The organism is Flavobacterium sp., assembly GCF_036405015.1.
GTDB lineage: Bacteria > Bacteroidota > Bacteroidia > Flavobacteriales > Flavobacteriaceae > Flavobacterium.
The window spans coordinates 1-18,449 of record NZ_DASWYK010000056.1; the positions used below are offsets into that span (position 1 = coordinate 1).

The window sequence follows — 18,449 nt, forward strand, 5'->3', positions numbered from 1 at the left end:
TAACAGGATATATCTACAACGTCTATTTTTCTCAGAAGAAAATGATATACAAAAAGTGCCGAAAATAAAAACAGAATCATAAGGTTATAAACTCTAATCCAATTGATTACTTTACTTCTGTGGAATTGGTTTCCTTTGAATTTTTTCAAATCATAGTTTAAAATCAACATGGTTTGAAAGAATACATAAAAAAGCCAAATCGTTAAGGTTAAAATAGAAAACGGATTTTTGATGATTGAACCTATATAATCAACAATTTTTAAATTGGTAAAACTTCCTATATATACAAAAAGAGTCAGGGCAAAATAGATTCCAAAAGGAATGAAATGTATCCAGTCGTATTTTTTGTTTTTATTGTCTGGTGACAAAATATTTCTAACATACAAGAAAGAGCATGGCGCTGCTAAAAAAATAAACGATTTTGTAATAGTAAATAAATCCGGAAATTCTTTAAATATATTGGCCGACAGATAAAAATTATAAATACTCACTACAGCAAGGCTCAATAAAAACATTCCTAAAAAGAAACTTTTTGAATAGTTTTTTCTAGAAAAAAGAACCATAAACGAAGTAGCAAGACCTGCAATAGTTGCAATAAAAAAGAAAAGTGAAAGTAGTATATCGATCATTTTTTTAAGCTTAAATTAGTTCATTATTATTCTTAAAAATAGAGTGCGAAAAAGGGCTTCAATGCAAAGCATTGTACCTGTCTAAATGTAGACAAGTACAAAAGCTTCATCATTAACTAAATTATTTTTTAGCCAAACCTGGAGGAAAACCTGCCAGAATTTTTTTGATAGAACTGTTGATAAATTCCTCAGGATTATCTGGCTTACTGTCGATTTCGGCATTTCCGATTCCCTGCCAAAGTAGTTTTTGAGTTTTTGTTGATACAATATCAATGACCAATGAACCGTCTACATAATCGTAACTATTGAATGTTGTATTGGCACCGCCCATCATGGCGCCACCTCCCCAATATCCATAAGGACGATACATTCCTCCGTATCCATAAAAATCTGTATTTGCACTTACAGAAGTTTTATTTTTTAAGATTGATACGGCATTCACTTTTAAATCTGGATTGTCTGATTCAGTAAATCCTTTAGCCAGCATTTCGTTTCGAATAGCTTTTGTTACACGGTCGACATTTAATTGATTAACCTGACCCTGCTGCGCTTTTAAGTCATAAACCGCAAAGGTTCTGTATTCGCCAAAGTTGGCAGAATGGTCGTAATCTGTTGTGACTTTTACAGTTGGAGAGCAGCTGTAAATTAAACCCACTAACAACAATGGGATGATACGAAGATTTGTTCTTTTAATATTCATGTTGTGGTATTTAAATTAATAATTAAATCAGTTTAACTCGAATCTATTAAAATCTAAAAAATCTTGGATGAAGAGGGCGGAGAATGTTAAATAGTAATTTTTAAAACACAAACAATTACTAGACAGGCACTTAGAGTACTTTCAAAGATAAATTATTTTATTTAATTAATGCGATTAAATAAATAAAATCTTACTTCTTTTTACCATCTCTTCATATTAACTTAAAGATTTGAAAATTATATACCTTGTACGACTACATCTCAATCTTATGCGTCTTTTAAAATAGACTGATACTAGCCGTATTATATCTCATTAAAAACAAAAAAATTCTTTTCATATTTTTTTTATTATTCATTAAGAAAGAATTAGATTTCGGCTGCTACAGGTAATTTTCCATGTTTTATGGCTTCTAGCATTTTATTATAATCCGATTCGTTTTGATCGGCATATAAAATGGAAAATTGAGAAATTGCATCAGCAAATTCATCCGTATCTCCAATATAACCTGAAATTACCGAAGGGTCTCCCGAACGTGCATGAGCTCTGGCAAGTGCCCATCCGCAAGCTTTGGCATAATCTGCCATATTTTTAGGTTTCATAACTTCGAGAATTGGTTTTATTTTCGCATCTCTAAGTTGTCGAATGTAAAAGAACTTATTGTTGCTGTCGTTTGTCCAGCCCAGAAACAGATCTGATGCTGATTGCATGAGCTTTTGTCCCATAACAATACGTTCGCCCTGATGAGTGTATTTGCCTTTAATTTTTACATTTTCTTCTAGCACGCTTTTTCTCGCTTCTTTAAATTGTAAAAAAATAGGTTCTCCAGTTGCAGACATTAATAAACTAATACCACAAAGAGTTCCAACACTTCCTACCCCAACCACTTTTATGACTATATCATGAATCATATACCTGCTCAACAAAACCTGTTTGTCTTCTGAAAGTGACTCCACATATCTTTTATGGATTATTTCGCCTTCTTTGGCAATTTGTTTTTCAAGCTCTCCACTAGGATGAAATATCAAAGGAGGATCGTCTTTGATACGCGCTCTGGCTCCGTCAAAATAAGTCATTTTTGCAAATTCCTTTTCATGAGCGGTATATTCTGATGCTTTTTTTATTCTTTTCTGATCAAACTCTTTTAGTTCTTTGTCGTGACCCAATTCAATCAGCTCTGCAAAATCAATATCTGCATACCAAATTTGAAGCGCCGATAATTTACTGTAATCCAACATATGTCGTTTGTAACTGTCGGCAACATGCCATGCAAATTGTTTACAGTTTTTATTAGAGAATTTTCGCCATTGTCCCGCAATTACAAAACTCGCTGCTAATCTTTTTACATCCCATTCCCAAGGCCCCGGAAAAGTTTCATCAAAATCATTTATATCAAAGACCAATTTACGTTCTGGTGTGGCAAAACCTCCAAAATTCATTAAATGACAATCGCCACAAAGCTGAAGGTTTATTCCAGAAACAGGAGTATGAGCCAAATCTGCTGCCATAATAGCGGCGGCTCCTCTGTAAAATGAAAAAGGCGATTCCATCATTCTTCTGTATCGAATCGGCAAGAGACTTTCAACTCTTCCAACACTCGTCTGAATCAAAATAGCCACAGGATCTTTTCGATTTTTAAAAGAATTCCATTCTTGATGCGAAGCCAAAGGTGTTTTTTTTCTGATCGATTCACCTTTTGCATAACGGTCTGCTTTTGATGCTATCGGATCAAAAAAAATTTCATCTGTATGTTTAGATTTGTCAGTCATAATCATATTCTTAAAAGAAACCCTTTTTGATTTTATCTAAGTAATCGTCTTTTCTTTTATGAACCCGGAAACACAAATGCAATCACAGCTCTTAAGCCCCAATCTGGTCTTATAGATTCATGACCCACAATTGGAATCAGCGGCTGTACTGAAAACTGAACAACTTGATCTCCGAATTTTGTAATTCCACCCATTGTAGGATTTAGAGAAATTAATGTTGTATTTCCTTCCCAATTTTGAGTAATCTCGGCATTCACGCCCCAAGATGCTCCACTTTTGTAACTGTGAGATAAAAATATCTGTGTATAAAAACTATTGAAATCTGCCCGATCATTAGCTCCAGCGACAGACCAAATTTGATTGGCTATAAAACCTACCGATAACCCTTTTCCCTGATGCATGACCAAAACACTAGGACCAACTCCAAATTTTTCTGTTCCTAAAAACTTTTCTGTGGCAGTTGGCACTAAAAATGCAGGTCCAATTCCGTAAATGAGTTTACTGCTTTTAGGAGCAAAAAATGCGGTTACAGTCGCATCACTCAGACCAAATTCGTGTGTGTTTAATCCAGTAATATTTCTTTGATCAACTACTGGAAGAATATAACGGGTAATCAAGTTGAGATTATCGCTTAACTTAAAAGGAATAACAGGCTGTATGTTAATAGTATATTTAACACCATTATAAGGACCAATACCATAATTTAAATTATTCTGTAACGGTACGCTTATTAAACTGGCTACAGGATTTGCTAATTTATCAGCCAATTCTTGTGCACTATTTCCAGGTTTTTCTCCTCCTTCCTGCGCATAAAAGCTCAAACTTGAAAAGAAAAACGCTATACATAAAAGTAGTTTAGTAAAATGATATAGTTTCATAGGTTTCTCATTTTTGATTTTATAAATGCACCTCGCAAAATCAAAATGAAACAACCAACCAATAAAGTTGTTTCACTTTAATTTTAACTAACTAACCCAACCTAATTAATTGTCTGAAAAAACTTTTTTCCAGTCTTTCTTCATGTCAATAACATGCCATTTGTTTTTTGCTGCAGCATTGAGTGAAGCATTATCTTTTTCCTGATAACTAAATTCTCTAATCGAATCGTTATGATTTACCAACAATTGAAAGGAAGGATATTTATTTCCCTGAGAATATTTAAGCATGGCAATATCTCCAGCGCCACCTTCGTTTCCGCAGGCAAAAACAGGACGCTGTCCAATGTGTAATTGAATACTGACCGGTTTTCCTTCTTTATCATTAAATAAATCTAAAGCAGGTTCTCTTAGTACTACATTTTTTTCTGGATCATATTTGTATTTGAAAGAAGTACCAACTACCTGATTTTTTGGAATTCCGTAAAAATCCTGAGCTATTCCTCTCACCACTTCTATAGTTCCACCTGTAACGATATAAGTTTTAAATCCGTTGGCACGGAGATAATTTAGCAGTTCTAATTGTGGTTGATAACGAATTTGTTTTACAGCAACATTTTTACCTGGATATTTAGCCTCTTTAAAAAAGTCATTTACAGAAGTTTCAAACTCATCTTCAGACATTCCTGTATGAGTTGCTGCGACAAGTTCTATAAGGGCTTTCTCGCCACCTTTTTCAAAATAGCTTTTGTCCTTTTCTAATACCGCTTTAAATGGCTGTTTTTGAGCTAATGCAGGATTTGCTTCTACCATTTTTTTTACGCGATAAAAAGCAAATAATTCCTGAACTAATGGTTTTTCAGCCCATAAAGTTCCATCGTTATCAAAAGTTGCAATCCTGTATTCTTCGGGAATAAAGTCTTGACTTCCTTTTTTGGTTACTTTTTCTACGTAAGCAATAATGTCACTTTTTAAAGCTCCATCATTCCAGCTTGGTAGCGGATCACCGCTTATATTTGTTTCTGTTTGTTTAGTATCTGTTGTCGGAGTTGTCGATGTTTCAGATTTTTTACAAGAAAGAAAAAACAAAACTACAAACGGTAAAAAAAGTATTCTTTTACTCATGATATTTTCATTTTTAGAAAGAGATTCAGACTCTTCAATCTGAATCTCTTTACGGATTATTTATTTTTTCTTTTTTGAAGCTGCCACTTCCTCTTCTACTTTAGGTAAAATATTTTTCTCCACATATTGCTGTGTTTTAATACCTTGTAACGTTTGATTAAGTATCGTGGTAGGATTAAAACTTGGTGGGAATGAACGTGGCGGATACGCTTTGAATGTTTCTGCAAAGACAAATACATCATTCATTGCTCCATAAATTGCTCCTACATGGTTAATTAACCAATCCCAATACGTATTTGAAGTAAAATCAGCTCGCTCATATGGATCCTGAAAAAGATTAAACACCTTTTGCATACGAAGTTCTGTAAAAGGTTCTGCCCAAACCCCCATAGTTCCTGCTAAACGTTGTTCTGCAAAAACATATTTATAATCACCTTGGCGCAGACCAACCAATAATCCGTCATCATCAGAATAAAAGAATTTATCCCTTACACTTTTTCCACCTTCAAGCAGTTTAGTTTGATCAAAACCATCTAAATGTACTTTGTAGGTTTTGCCATTTGCATTATAACCTTTTAAAAGTTTATTTATAATATCTTTTTCTCCCGCTATTGAAGCAAAAGTTGGAATCCAGTCATTATGACTCATTAGTTCTGTCGTTATAGTGCCTGGTTTAATATGTCCAGGCCATCTTACAATACAAGGCACACGGAAAGCTCCTTCCCAGTTTGTATTTTTCTCAGAACGGAATGAAGTCATTGCCCCATCAGGCCAAGTATTCATGTGAGGACCATTATCTGTAGAATAAACCACAATGGTATTGTCTGCAATTCCTAAATCGTCAAGTGTTTTTAAAATACTTCCAATAGTTTCATCATGTTCGATCATACCGTCAATATATTCACTGTCTCCATGAGTATATCTTCCTCTATGTTCTGCTCTTACATGTGTACGAAGGTGCATACGAGTAGCATTGAACCAGCAAAAAAATGGTTTTCCTGCAGCGTTTTGTCTCTTGATAAAATCAATTGCAGCTGCCGAAGTCTCATCATCTACTGTTTCCATTCTTTTTTTAGTAAGTGCTCCTGTATCTTCAATTTTTTGTTTACCGACTCTTCCAAAACGAGGATCTGTTGTTGCGTCATCAACATTTGTAGCTGTACATTTTAAAACTCCTCTTGGACCAAATTTTTTCAAATATTCAGGATCTTTTGGATAATCTGGCAATTCTGGTTCTTCTTCAGCATTTAAATGATAAAGGTTTCCATAAAATTCATCAAAACCATTTACTGTCGGCAAACTTTCATTACGGTCGCCAACGTGGTTTTTACCAAATTGTCCTGTTGCATAACCCAAACTTTTCATGATTCCTCCAATAGAAGGATCTAATTGGCTCATTCCCATTGGAGCTCCCGGAAAACCTACTTTTGTAAGTCCAGTACGAATACCATGCTGACCTGTTAAAAACGCTGCACGTCCGGCAGTACAACTTTGCTCTCCATAATAATGCAGGAAACGCATTCCTTCATTGGCTAAACGATCAATATTGGGTGTCGTATATCCCATAAGTCCGTCACTGTAAGCACTAATATTAGTAATTCCAATATCATCGCCCCAAAGCACCAGAATGTTTGGCTTTTTTTGCGCTGTAACAGAAACCCCAGAAAAAAATAATAAGACTAATACCGTCAAGGTATTTGTAAATCCGCATTTTAGTTTGATTTGTTTCATGATAAAAAAATTCGTTAATGATTCTTGTTATGTATGAGTTGTATTAAATCCAAAAAACAAATGGGAAAATGGAAGCTTAAAAAAAGAGATTGATTTGGAGTCTTCTTTTTTGATGTGTTTCAAATTCTTTTTATTTTAAAATCTGAAACAAAACATTTTTAACTTTTTCTTAAGCTTCTCAAAATTAAGTAATAAAAGAGGCAACAATTGTGTTTATTCGGTATGAGCTTGTTTCATTTTATAAAATGAAACAACAAAATTTGAGAATTTGCAACATAGTGTTCCATTTTATAAAATGAAACAAGCTAAAATGTAAGAAAATTAAGTAATTGTGTTTTTTGGAGCTGTCATTAAAAATAGAAGTGAAAACAGAAATAATATATTTTTTGAACAGTTATTTCAGAAAAATATAGTAAAATGAAACATGATTTTCATTATTTGGATATAAATAACAACCCTATTTGCAGGATATTAACTTAAAAAAACACATAAAAAGACTAGAATACCTAATTTTTGAAGATAAAATTGAATTTGCAAAACAGTATGAAAATAAAAAAAGCCACTTAAAAAATTAAGTGGCTTTCTTTCAATTTATTAAAAAATGTTAGTCGATTTGAGAAACTCTCATCGTGTTAACCATTCCTTTTTCTTTAATTGGCATTGCAGCAAGATTGATTAAATAATCTCCTTTTTGTGCGTATCCTTTCTCAACTGCAATCTGATTCACATCTGTTACAGTATCATCTGTACTTTCATCATTATCATAGTAGAAAGATTTAACTCCCCATAATAAATTTAATTGTGTTAAGATTCTTCTGTTTGATGTAAATACCAAAATATGAGCTGAAGATGGTCTCCAAGCTGAAATTTGGAAAGCCGTATAACCACTGTTTGTTAAAGTACAAATTGCTTTAGCTTCGATTTCGTTAGCTAATAAAGCAGCTTGGTGACAAACAGTTTTAGTAACAAAACGGTTTGTTTTAATCTGTGGTGTATTTTGTGGAACCTGAATAAGTGGTGAATCTTCAACAGCCTCACAAATTTGAGCCATTCTTTGAATTACTTGTACAGGATAGTTTCCTGTTGCAGTTTCTCCAGACAACATTACAGCATCTGCACCATCCATTACTGAGTTAGCAACGTCATTTACCTCTGCTCTTGTTGGAGTCAAACTTGTAATCATTGTTTCCATCATTTGTGTAGCAACGATAACAGGAATTCTAGCTGTTTTAGCTCTTCTGATCAAATCTTTTTGAACCAATGGTACTTCGTGAGCTGGAAGCTCAACACCAAGATCTCCACGAGCAACCATTAAACCATCGCAATATGCTACAATTTTATCCATGTTCTCAAGAGCTTCTGGCATTTCAATTTTAGCAACGATTGGAATTTTAACTTCTGAATGCTTAGCAATCAATTCTTGTAAATCTTGTAAATCGCGTGGCGTTTTCACGAATGAAAGTGCGATCCAGTCTACTTTTTGCTCAATTGCGAAAATTGCATCAGCAATATCTTTTTCTGTTAAAGCTGGCAAAGAGATTTTAGTGTTTGGAAGATTAACTCCTTTTTTAGATTTTAATTCTCCACCTTGAATAACTCTTGCAACAACTTCTGTTTTTTTATCTGTAGAAACAATTTCAAAAATAAGTTTACCATCATCAAGCAAAATACGCTCTCCTGGGTTCACATCATTTGGGAAATTCTGATATTTCATGAACACTCTTTTTGATGTTCCGATAATATCTTCTGCTGTTGTAAAAGTGATTTCATCACCATCATGTACAACAGTACCTTCTTCCATTACTCCAACTCTAAGTTTTGGTCCTTGCAAATCTCCAAGAATTGCTGTTGTATAACCAAACTCTTCGTTTAAGCCTCTAATAATATCGATTTTTTCTTTTACTCCTTCGTAATCTGCATGCGAAAAATTGATTCTAAACACATTAACACCTGCTTCGATCATATCTTTAATGATCTCTCTTGTACTACAAGCGGGGCCAAGTGTAGCAACAATTTTGGTTTTCTTGTTTGTTAGCATTTTTTTTAAAAAATTAGATTGTTTTTTGATTTTATATTGTCCGTATCGACAGCATAAATTGCTGCAATACTTTCGATTGTTTTTAATTTTTGTTGAATTTCTGAAAAATTAAGCGCCTCTTCGCTATTATCAATTTTCAGGAAAAAATCGACTTTTTTGAATTCAGGAAGTAAATGAATTGTCGTCGAAACCTCACTTGTTTCATTAGAAAACAAATTCTGAAAATCATTTGTACTCACAGAAATGATTTCATTTTTATTCTGAATTAAATTCCAGGAAACAGCTTTTTCTTCATCATAATAATAGAATCTCGAAAAATTTGCTTCTCCTTCCTTCGTTTGAGCATGGATCTCGTTTTTGCTCTTACTTAAGTTTATCGGAAGGTTTTTATTAATAAAATAGGCTAATCTATAATCTTCTAATGAAGTATGAATTGCCATTAAATAATAATCAATTTCGTCAAATTCGTCTAAATCCAATTTATGAATAGCCATGTCTTGAAAAATCAAGTTGTAAATATACTATTTCTAAACGGAGCATCAACAGTTATGACGTTCTTGTTTTGTTAAATTATAAACGAAAACGATGTAGCCTTGTGATAGTTACAACATTTTTGTAACTATTTCTTGTCAATTTTTTCTTGAAATGCAAAATAAGCTCTCTGCGATGCTTTTTCTTCTGCTTTCTTTTTTGAAGTTGCTCGCGCTCTTGCTACAACTTTATCATCAATACTCAATTTGACACCAAATAATCGTTGTCCGTCTATACCATTATCTTCAAAAATATCATAATGAAAAACTCTTTTTTCTTTCTGACACCATTCGATAACCAAACTTTTATAACTGATTACTTTTCCTTCTAGTCGTGCAATATCAACATAAGGCGTAACTACTCTTTTTTGAATAAATCGTTCGCAGAAAGAATAACCTTTATCCAGATAAATTGCACCAATTAAAGATTCGAAAATATTACCATGAATATTTTCTCCAAAATGCTGAATTGGCACTTTGCTCTCTACAAACTGTACCAGATTTAAATCTTTACCTAATTCGTTCAAATGTTCCCGACTCACAATTTTTGAACGCATTTTGGTCAAATAACCTTCATCGCCATTTGGAGCTTTATTAAATAAATGTGCAGCAATAACAGCACTTAACATAGCATCTCCTAAAAATTCTAAACGTTCATAATTTATAGGATGGCCATTTTGATCTAGTTTATTAGAAGAACGATGTGTAAAAGCTCTTCTATAAAAATCAATATCTGTAGGCGGAAAACCAAGAATTTTCTGAATAGTGTCAAAAAAAATCCCGTCTTCTAGAGAACGGGATTTAGAAAATATTTTTTTGATAATATTCATATACAGAAATTAGTCAACTAATTTTTTAAACAATACGCAAGCATTGTGTCCACCAAAACCAAATGTATTACTCATAGCAACATTTACCTCTCTTTTTTGAGGTTTGTTTAAAGTAAGATTCAAAGATGGATCAATTTTTTCGTCTACAACTGTATGGTTAATCGTTGGAGGAACAATTCCGTGTTGCATTGCCAAGATAGAAGCAATTGCTTCAATAGCTCCTGCAGCACCAAGTAAATGTCCTGTCATCGATTTTGTTGAATTGATGTTGATGTTTTTAGCATGATCACCAAAAACAGCACTAATTGCTTTTAACTCAGCAACGTCTCCTAATGGAGTAGAAGTTCCGTGAGTATTAATATGATCAACCTGATCAGGCGTCATTCCAGCATCTCTTAATGTGTTTTCCATTACTGCAATAACCCCAATTCCTTCTGGATGTGGCGCAGTTAAGTGGTAAGCATCAGATGACATTCCGCCACCACCAATTTCGCAATAGATTTTTGCTCCTCTGGCTTTAGCATGTTCGTAATCTTCAAGAACCAAAGCTCCTGCTCCTTCTCCTAAAACGAAACCATCTCTGGTTGCATCAAAAGGTCTTGAAGCTGTTTCTGGACTTTCGTTTCTTGTAGATAAAGCGTGCATTGAACTAAAACCTCCCATACCAGCAATTGTGACTGCTGCTTCAGAACCTCCAGAAACAATAACATCGCACATACCTAAACGGATGTAGTTGAAAGCATCAATTAATGCATTTGCAGAAGATGCACACGCAGAAACCGTAGTATAATTTGGTCCCATATAACCGTTACGCATAGAAATATGCGCAGGAGCGATATCGGCAATCATTTTAGGGATAAAGAAAGGATTGAACTTTGGAGTTCCATCTCCTTTTGCATAATACAATACTTCTTCTTGGAAAGTTTCTAAACCTCCAATTCCTGCTCCCCAGATAACACCAACTCTTTGTTTGTTTACATTATCATTTGTAATTCCAGCATCTTTAATAGCTTCATCACTGGCAGCAATTGCATATTGTGCAAATTTATCTAATCTACGAGACTCCTTGCGATCCATGTAATCTTCAATATTGAAGTTTTTCACTTCGCAGGCAAATTTCGTTTTGTGCTTCTCGGTATCATAATATGTGATCGGAGCGGCTCCGCTAACTCCATTCACAAGTGCATCCCAATATTCTTGGATATTATTCCCGATAGGAGTAAGTGCACCTAATCCTGTTACAACAACTCGCCTTAATGCCATAAATATGTATTTTGTACTTTAAACAAATAAAACCCACGCTTTCTTAACTTGTTGTTACTTAAGAGCCATGGGAATTACAATAAAATATATCTTTTTGATTGAAAACCAATCTAATTTTAAAATTTAAAAAAATAATAACACCCGACTCTTAAAAATTGCAAAAATCAAAAAGCAAATTCCAACTGGAATTTGGAATTTCAAAAATTGGGACTTTTAGAAATCGGGTGTGGTATTATTATTTTTTAGCTTCTTCGATATAAGAAATAGCTTGACCAACAGTAGCAATGTTTTCTGCTTGATCGTCTGGAATTTGAATATCAAATTCTTTTTCGAATTCCATAATAAGCTCAACAGTGTCTAATGAGTCAGCTCCTAAATCATTAGTGAAGCTTGCTTCTGTTACAACTTCGTTTTCGTCAACACCTAATTTGTCTACGATAATCGCTTTTACTCTTGATGCAATGTCTGACATAATCTTTAATTTTAGAATTTAATTTGTTGGCAAAAATAAAAAACTTTATTTTAAAACAACTATTTAGTTTATAAATGTGACACTAATTTATAAAATTAATTTCAAGAAAGCCGTTTGAAAGCTATTTATTTTCGTTTTTTATTCCGTTTTTTGCATTCTAAAAATAAATTATATCATGAAAAAAATTATCGTTTTTGCCTCAGGATCAGGAACTAACGCAGAAAACATTATAAAATATTTTTCGAACACAGAAATTGCAAAGGTCGTTTCGGTTTTTACAAATAACGCTTCTGCAAAAGTTATTGACAGAGCAAAAAATCATCAAATTCCGGTCGAAATCTTCTCAAAAAACGAACTTTTAGAACGAAATGTATTACAAAAAATACAAGAAATCGACCCGGATATGATTGTTCTTGCCGGCTTCTTATTAAAATTCCCTGAAAACATAATTGAACAATATCCAAACAAAATAATTAATATTCACCCAGCACTTTTACCTAACTATGGAGGTAAAGGAATGTACGGAATGCACATACACAGAGCTATTGTAAATAATAAGGAAAAGGAAACCGGAATCTCTATTCATTATGTAAACGAACATTATGATGAAGGCGGAATTATTTTTCAAGCAAATGTGGCGCTAACAGAGGAAGATACTCCAGAAACAGTGGCTGAAAAGATACACGAATTGGAGCAAAAACATTTTCCAGAAATCATTCACAGATTATTAGAAGCTTAGAAAAAAATTTAAACCATATATGTCATATAAGTTCATTTTAGTGCATGACGTAGAACAAATTAAATGATCTTATATGACTATATGGTAAAGAAAAACAAAGAATGACTCACGAAGTACATATATATACAGACGGTGCTGCGAAAGGAAATCCAGGAAATGGCGGTTACGGCGTGGTAATGGAATTGGTTGGCACTCCATACAAAAAAGAATTCTACGAAGGTTTTCGTCTCACTACTAATAATAGAATGGAACTTTTGGCGGTAATTGTTGGTCTGGAAAAACTCAAAAATCCAAACATGAAAGTGCTTGTCGTTTCCGATTCTAAATATGTCGTTGATTCTGTCGAAAAAAAATGGGTTTTCGGCTGGGAGAAAAAAGGATACAAGGATAAAAAAAATCCGGATTTATGGAAGCGTTTTTTAATTGCTTATCGAAAACACCAAGTTAATTTTAAATGGATAAAAGGTCACAATAATCATCCACAAAACGAACGCTGTGATCAATTGGCCGTTATGGCGTCAATGCAGCCGAAACTATCGGTTGATGTTTATTACGAAACTATCGGTTCTAAAGAATAAAAAAAACGCATCAAATAATTGATGCGTTTTTTGTACCAGCTTATATTTTACTTATTCTTTGTCCAAATCTTTTGCCGTTTTAAAACCTGTTAAAAGTCCAATTCCTGCCATTATGAAAATAATTGAAGGATAAACCGCATCATCATTAAGAGAGGTATAAGTTGTAATTAATAACGCTAGAAAAATTCCAACACCACAACCTATCAATAAGAAAGCCAGATTGACTACAAAGATTTTCCATGCCGGAACTTTATTTGATTTTCCCTGAATAAAAATACTTGCATCTACTCCTTTCTCAATAAGCGCCAGACGCTCTCTGTTTCGTGTTGAATAAATTAAATAAACAATCCCGAAGATCATTAAGAAAAAGCTAATTGGAATTAAAATTTTATCATCCATGATATTTTACGTTTTTAATTGATTTGATATATTCCATATGACGACGGTTTTTAAATTGAGGTTACAAGAATTTTTAAAAATTTAAAAATAAATTCCAATTTTTAAATCCCAAATTCCAAAACGAACTGATAATCAATTAATTTTGACTTTAAAATTTTTCTCAGCAGCAACTTTGTCAAAGTTTTAAACTTTGACAAAGTTCAAGTTCTATACTTTATTATATAAAGATTGGAATTTGGAATTTTTAATATTGGAATTTCTTCAAGTATTGGTATATGGAATTTTATTTTTGATTTTATTATTCAAATTTCTGTAACCTAAACAAACATCTTATCGTCCTATATAATATGAGTACACTAAATGATCAACATTATATCGATAAAATTCTGCAGGGCGAGACAAATGCGTTTGCCGTTCTTGTGGATCGTTATAAAGATATGATCTTTACTTTGGCTCTAAAAATGGTTAAAAACCGAGAAGAAGCTGAAGAAGTTGCTCAAGACTCATTTATAAAGATTTATAATTCGTTGCATAAATTTAAAGGAGAATCTAAATTTTCAACTTGGATTTATAAAATCACCTATAATACGTGTCTAGACAGATTAAAGAAAAGCAAAAAAGAAGATTTAAATATTTCGATTGATGAATTTTCATCGCATTTAATCAAAACGATGGACAATGCATTGAGCGCTTTAGAAGAAAATGAGCGAAAACAAACCATTCAGAGATGTTTAAATTTATTACCCAGCGATGAAAATTTCCTTTTAACCCTATTTTATTTTGATGATCAGAATTTAGAAGAAATTGGAAAAATCATGAATATTTCGGCCAATAATGCTAAAGTAAAATTATTTAGGAGCCGACAAAAATTAGCTGTAATTTTGAGACAGCAGTTAGAATCAGAAATAATAGAATGTTATGAAAGAGAGCGATAAAAATATAGAACAACTTATTGAAAAAATGATGGCTGAAGAAAAACTGCAGTCACCATCAATAGATTTCACTTCAAAAATTATGGCTAATGTTCAGGTTTTAGAAGAGAAAAAATTAAAGGCGTACAAACCATTAATTTCTAAACCAGTCTGGATTTCGATTGGAATCGCTTTGGCTTTGTTGGTAATTTATATGTCACTTTTTTCAGTTTCAGAAAATAATCTTGAAATCGAACAAATCGGGAAATTGTATTCTGATAAAATTTCGAATTCATTTTCTGGAATTCATTTTTCTAAAAATATCTTCTATGCGATTTTGATTTTGCCAATTATGATTTTGATACAAGTTGGCATTTTGAAGAATTATTTTGACAAGAAATACGAACTGTAAAATAATCGCAATTTTTTTTCAAAAAATTTGCACTTTAAATCTGAAAAACATATTTTAAACCTTACAAAAAATCAATTTTAACCAATTCATTTACAATAGTTTTACTTCGAAATCGTTGTTGTTTTTTTAAGAAAAATTTGAGAACCTAAACCGTTGCAAGATTGTAACTTATGAAGTATCTTTGCACCCTAATTCGAAATTCATAAAATGAATAAACTATTGATTGTTGGAACAGTTGCTTTCGACGCGATTGAAACTCCTTTCGGAAAAACAGATAAAATTTTAGGTGGTGCTGCAACCTACATCGGATTATCAGCGTCATTTTTTAACTTGCAATCGGCCATTGTTTCTGTAGTTGGCGACGATTTTCCTCAAGAACATTTAGATTTATTGACTTCAAAAAATATCGATATTTCTGGTATCGAAATTGTAAAAGGAGGAAAAACCTTTTTCTGGAGCGGTTTATACCACAACGATTTAAATTCTAGAGATACTCTTGTTACTGAATTGAACGTTTTAGCTGATTTTCAGCCAAAAGTTCCTCAAAACTATAAAGATGCTGATGTGGTAATGTTAGGAAACTTACATCCACTAGTACAAAGCAGTGTTTTAGATCAATTAGAGAAAAAACCAAAATTAGTAGTTTTAGACACTATGAACTTTTGGATGGACTGCGCTCTTCCAGAATTATTAGACGTTATTAAACGTGTAGATGTTATTACAATCAATGACGAAGAAGCAAGACAACTTTCTGGTGAATATTCATTAGTAAAAGCTGCTGCTAAAATCCAGGAATTGGGACCAAAATATGTGGTGATCAAAAAAGGAGAACACGGAGCACTTTTATTCCACAATAGAGAAGTATTCTTTGCACCAGCTTTACCATTAGAAGATGTTTTTGATCCAACTGGAGCAGGAGACACTTTCGCAGGTGGTTTTTCTGGATTTATTGCGCAAAGCGAAAACATTTCGTTTGGCAACATGAAAAACGCAATTATTTACGGTTCAAATTTAGCTTCCTTCTGTGTAGAGAAATTTGGAACTGAACGAATGGAAACATTAAGCAAGGCCGAGGTGGCGATTCGATTACAGCAATTTAAGTCGTTAACTCAGTTTGACATAGAAATATAATGCCTAAGAGCCTCGATAAAACGGGGCTTTTTTATTACGTTAATACACACAACTTACAACAACACACAAAATACAAAAAACAATGAGCGACGCTTTAAAACACGAATGTGGGATAGCCTTAGTTAGACTACTAAAACCGCTTGAATATTATAAAGAAAAATACGGAACTGCGTTCTACGGAATTCAGAAAATGTATTTAATGATGGAAAAACAGCACAACCGAGGACAAGACGGAGCTGGTTTTGCAAGCATTAAATTGGATGTTGAACCTGGACAACGTTACATCAGCAGAGTTCGTTCAAATCATTCACAACCCATCCAAGATGTTTTTAAACAAATCAATGAGCGTGTTAGCGAAGAGCTAAAAGCGCATCCTGAACTTGGAGACGATATGAAAGAACTAAAAGCAAATATCCCTTATGTTGGAGAATTATTTTTAGGTCACGTTCGTTACGGAACTTTTGGAAAAAACAGCATCGAAAGTGTTCACCCATTTTTACGTCAAAGCAACTGGATGCACCGTAACTTGATTTTGGCAGGAAACTTTAACATGACGAATGTTAAAGAACTTTTCGAAAATCTTGTTGAATTGGGTCAACATCCAAAAGAAATGGCTGATACTGTGACAGTAATGGAAAAAATTGGTCACTTCTTAGATAAAGAAGTAATGCAATTGTACCAAGACTGTAAAGCTGAAGGGTATTCAAAAAGAGATGCTTCGCCGGTAATTGCAGAGCGTTTAGATATTGCCAAAATCTTAGCTCGTTCTGCTAAAAATTTAGATGGTGGTTATGCAATGGCTGGTTTATTAGGTCACGGAGATGCTTTTGTTTTTAGAGATCCAGCAGGAATTCGTCCAGCTTACTTTTATCAAGATGACGAAGTAGTGGTTGTTGCTTCTGAAAGACCTGTTATTCAAACGGTATTTAATGTTCCTTTTGACAGTGTTCAAGAAATTGATCCAGGAAATGCTTTGATTATCAAGAAAAACGGTAAAGTTTCTATGAATCAAATCTTGGAGCCAACGGTTAAAAAAGCTTGTTCTTTTGAAAGAATTTATTTCTCAAGAGGAAGTGATGCTGAAATCTATCAAGAGCGTAAGGATTTAGGTAAATTAATTTTACCAGCTGTTCTTAAAGCAATTGACAGTGATACAGACAACACTGTTTTCTCTTATATCCCGAATACAGCCGAAACTTCATTTTATGGTTTAGTCGAAGCTGCTCAGGATTTCTTAAATCAGAGAAAAAACAATTATATCTTAGAAAATAGAAATACACTAACTGCAGATACGCTTCAGGAACTTTTAGCTGTAAAAATACGTACAGAGAAAGTGGCAATTAAAGATGCTAAACTTAGAACCTTTATTACCGAAGACAGCAGCCGTGACGATTTAGTGGCTCACGTTTACGATGTTACTTATGGTGTAATTAAACCAGAAGACAACTTAGTAATTATTGACGATAGTATTGTTCGTGGTACTACACTAAAAATGAGCATCATTAAGATGATGGATCGTTTAAAACCAAAACGTATCGTAATTGTTTCATCTGCTCCACAAATTCGTTATCCAGATTGTTACGGAATCGATATGGCAAAACTAGAAGGTTTAGTTGCTTTTAGAGCTGCACTTGAGTTACTAAAAGAAAGAAACTTATATCATATTGTAGATGAAGTTTATACCAAATGTAAAGCACAAGAAAATTTCCAAGATCGTGATGTTATAAATTATGTAACAGAAATTTATGATCAATTTACAGATCAGGAAATCTCAGATAAAATAGCAGAAATGTTAAGCTCTCCAGAAATCAACGCTGAAGTGAAAATCATTTTCCAAACAGTAGAAGACCTTCATAAAGCTTGTCCTAAAAATTTAGGCGACTGGTACTTCACTGGTGACTACCCAACTCCTGGTGGAAATCGAGTTGTAAATCGTGCATTTATGAATTTTTACGAAGGAAAAGACGCCAGAGCTTATTAAAAAAGTATTAATAAAAGGTTAATTTGTGCATTTCATCGGTTTTTTTTGCCGTTCATCCTATTTCTTTGGTGAAATTGAAAAGCTATGATACTTTTGAGATACCATAACATTAGTAGGTTAAGTTTATGGTAGATTTGGGGCAAAAAGGGTGGAAGCAATTCCACCTTTTTTATTTTATATAACTCCCAAACATTTCTAAAACAATTCATTATATTCTCTTAATCGGATATACTTACCTTTTACCTGAAATTTTTATTTTAAAAAAATATCTATCTTATATTTACTAAACCATAACATTAGTAGGTTAAGTTTATGGTAGATTTGGGGCAAAAAAGGTGG

At 33.2% G+C, this 18,449-nt stretch carries 17 protein-coding genes and 1 pseudogene; 6 read left to right on the forward strand and 12 right to left on the reverse strand.

Annotated features, from left to right (window positions below; translation table 11 throughout):
• The 11 genes and pseudogenes from VGE71_RS04510 to VGE71_RS04560 form a co-directional block, all read right to left on the reverse strand.
• Positions 1-629 (reverse strand): annotated as a pseudogene (locus VGE71_RS04510) (AraC family transcriptional regulator); the annotation flags it as partial.
• A 121-nt stretch (positions 630-750) separates the two neighbouring features.
• The gene (locus VGE71_RS04515) at positions 751-1,329 is read right to left on the reverse strand and encodes a DUF4136 domain-containing protein (RefSeq protein ID WP_331137227.1); all 579 of its coding nucleotides are present in this window, start codon (positions 1,327-1,329) and stop codon (positions 751-753) included.
• Between the two features lie 365 nt (positions 1,330-1,694).
• Entirely contained in the window at positions 1,695-3,095 is a 1,401-nt protein-coding gene (locus VGE71_RS04520) for a DUF2252 domain-containing protein (protein WP_331137228.1), read from the reverse strand.
• 56 nt (positions 3,096-3,151) lie between these two features.
• Positions 3,152-3,973 carry a hypothetical protein gene (locus VGE71_RS04525; RefSeq protein ID WP_331137229.1) on the reverse strand — a complete coding sequence of 274 codons (822 nt, stop codon included), beginning with the start codon at positions 3,971-3,973 and terminating at the stop codon, positions 3,152-3,154.
• A gap of 105 nt (positions 3,974-4,078) precedes the next feature.
• Complete coding sequence (locus tag VGE71_RS04530) at positions 4,079-5,095, reverse strand: HAD family hydrolase (RefSeq protein WP_331137230.1); 1,017 nt, start codon at positions 5,093-5,095, stop codon at positions 4,079-4,081.
• 60 nt (positions 5,096-5,155) lie between these two features.
• On the reverse strand, positions 5,156-6,826 hold the full coding sequence (locus VGE71_RS04535) for an arylsulfatase (protein ID WP_331137231.1): 1,671 nt from the start codon (positions 6,824-6,826) through the stop codon (positions 5,156-5,158).
• A gap of 604 nt (positions 6,827-7,430) precedes the next feature.
• Entirely contained in the window at positions 7,431-8,864 is a 1,434-nt protein-coding gene (gene pyk / locus VGE71_RS04540; RefSeq protein WP_331137232.1) for a pyruvate kinase, read from the reverse strand.
• A 5-nt stretch (positions 8,865-8,869) separates the two neighbouring features.
• Entirely contained in the window at positions 8,870-9,358 is a 489-nt protein-coding gene (locus VGE71_RS04545) for an IPExxxVDY family protein (RefSeq protein ID WP_331137233.1), read from the reverse strand.
• Between the two features lie 125 nt (positions 9,359-9,483).
• Positions 9,484-10,224, reverse strand: a complete 741-nt coding sequence (rnc, locus tag VGE71_RS04550; protein WP_144216174.1) for a ribonuclease III — start codon at positions 10,222-10,224, stop codon at positions 9,484-9,486.
• Between the two features lie 9 nt (positions 10,225-10,233).
• A complete protein-coding gene (gene fabF / locus VGE71_RS04555) occupies positions 10,234-11,487 on the reverse strand; it encodes a beta-ketoacyl-ACP synthase II (protein ID WP_331137234.1) in 1,254 nt (417 codons plus the stop codon).
• 235 nt (positions 11,488-11,722) lie between these two features.
• A complete protein-coding gene (locus VGE71_RS04560) occupies positions 11,723-11,959 on the reverse strand; it encodes an acyl carrier protein (protein WP_007137004.1) in 237 nt (78 codons plus the stop codon).
• Positions 11,960-12,134: 175 nt separating this feature from the next.
• Between VGE71_RS04560 and purN the strand changes: the two genes are divergently transcribed.
• Entirely contained in the window at positions 12,135-12,698 is a 564-nt protein-coding gene (gene purN, locus VGE71_RS04565) for a phosphoribosylglycinamide formyltransferase (protein WP_331137235.1), read from the forward strand.
• Positions 12,699-12,799: 101 nt separating this feature from the next.
• Entirely contained in the window at positions 12,800-13,276 is a 477-nt protein-coding gene (rnhA, locus tag VGE71_RS04570) for a ribonuclease HI (protein ID WP_331137236.1), read from the forward strand.
• Between the two features lie 51 nt (positions 13,277-13,327).
• Here rnhA and VGE71_RS04575 read toward each other — a convergent pair whose 3' ends face one another.
• A complete protein-coding gene (locus VGE71_RS04575) occupies positions 13,328-13,675 on the reverse strand; it encodes a DUF6249 domain-containing protein (RefSeq protein WP_331137237.1) in 348 nt (115 codons plus the stop codon).
• A gap of 347 nt (positions 13,676-14,022) precedes the next feature.
• Here VGE71_RS04575 and VGE71_RS04580 point away from each other — a divergent pair, with 347 nt between their 5' ends.
• The 4 genes from VGE71_RS04580 to VGE71_RS04595 all read left to right on the forward strand — a co-directional run bounded on the left by VGE71_RS04580 (position 14,023) and on the right by VGE71_RS04595 (position 18,110).
• Positions 14,023-14,610, forward strand: a complete 588-nt coding sequence (locus tag VGE71_RS04580) for an RNA polymerase sigma factor (protein ID WP_331137238.1) — start codon at positions 14,023-14,025, stop codon at positions 14,608-14,610.
• Positions 14,594-14,998 (forward strand): hypothetical protein, encoded by a 405-nt coding sequence (locus VGE71_RS04585; protein ID WP_331137239.1) that lies wholly within the window; start codon positions 14,594-14,596, stop codon positions 14,996-14,998. Before VGE71_RS04580 ends, VGE71_RS04585 begins: the two co-directional genes overlap by 17 nt.
• Positions 14,999-15,205: 207 nt before the next feature.
• Complete coding sequence (locus VGE71_RS04590) at positions 15,206-16,129, forward strand: PfkB family carbohydrate kinase (protein WP_173965402.1); 924 nt, start codon at positions 15,206-15,208, stop codon at positions 16,127-16,129.
• Positions 16,130-16,211: 82 nt separating this feature from the next.
• Entirely contained in the window at positions 16,212-18,110 is a 1,899-nt protein-coding gene (locus VGE71_RS04595) for an amidophosphoribosyltransferase (RefSeq protein ID WP_331137240.1), read from the forward strand.
• The last annotated feature ends 339 nt before the right edge of the window (positions 18,111-18,449 follow it).

Excerpts from the sequence above, each read along its gene's own strand:
- VGE71_RS04580 (WP_331137238.1), top strand. The coding sequence starts at position 14,023 with ATGAGTACACTAAATGATCAACATTATATCGATAAAATTCTGCAGGGC.
- VGE71_RS04535 (WP_331137231.1), bottom strand. The coding sequence starts at position 6,826 with ATGAAACAAATCAAACTAAAATGCGGATTTACAAATACCTTGACGGTA.
- VGE71_RS04575 (WP_331137237.1), bottom strand. The coding sequence starts at position 13,675 with ATGGATGATAAAATTTTAATTCCAATTAGCTTTTTCTTAATGATCTTC.
- VGE71_RS04590 (WP_173965402.1), top strand. The coding sequence starts at position 15,206 with ATGAATAAACTATTGATTGTTGGAACAGTTGCTTTCGACGCGATTGAA.
- VGE71_RS04525 (WP_331137229.1), bottom strand. The coding sequence starts at position 3,973 with ATGAAACTATATCATTTTACTAAACTACTTTTATGTATAGCGTTTTTC.
- VGE71_RS04560 (WP_007137004.1), bottom strand. The coding sequence starts at position 11,959 with ATGTCAGACATTGCATCAAGAGTAAAAGCGATTATCGTAGACAAATTA.
- rnhA (WP_331137236.1), top strand. The coding sequence starts at position 12,800 with ATGACTCACGAAGTACATATATATACAGACGGTGCTGCGAAAGGAAAT.
- VGE71_RS04515 (WP_331137227.1), bottom strand. The coding sequence starts at position 1,329 with ATGAATATTAAAAGAACAAATCTTCGTATCATCCCATTGTTGTTAGTG.
- rnc (WP_144216174.1), bottom strand. The coding sequence starts at position 10,224 with ATGAATATTATCAAAAAAATATTTTCTAAATCCCGTTCTCTAGAAGAC.
- VGE71_RS04530 (WP_331137230.1), bottom strand. The coding sequence starts at position 5,095 with ATGAGTAAAAGAATACTTTTTTTACCGTTTGTAGTTTTGTTTTTTCTT.
- purN (WP_331137235.1), top strand. The coding sequence starts at position 12,135 with ATGAAAAAAATTATCGTTTTTGCCTCAGGATCAGGAACTAACGCAGAA.
- VGE71_RS04595 (WP_331137240.1), top strand. The coding sequence starts at position 16,212 with ATGAGCGACGCTTTAAAACACGAATGTGGGATAGCCTTAGTTAGACTA.
- fabF (WP_331137234.1), bottom strand. The coding sequence starts at position 11,487 with ATGGCATTAAGGCGAGTTGTTGTAACAGGATTAGGTGCACTTACTCCT.
- VGE71_RS04545 (WP_331137233.1), bottom strand. The coding sequence starts at position 9,358 with ATGGCTATTCATAAATTGGATTTAGACGAATTTGACGAAATTGATTAT.
- VGE71_RS04585 (WP_331137239.1), top strand. The coding sequence starts at position 14,594 with ATGAAAGAGAGCGATAAAAATATAGAACAACTTATTGAAAAAATGATG.
- pyk (WP_331137232.1), bottom strand. The coding sequence starts at position 8,864 with ATGCTAACAAACAAGAAAACCAAAATTGTTGCTACACTTGGCCCCGCT.
- VGE71_RS04520 (WP_331137228.1), bottom strand. The coding sequence starts at position 3,095 with ATGACTGACAAATCTAAACATACAGATGAAATTTTTTTTGATCCGATA.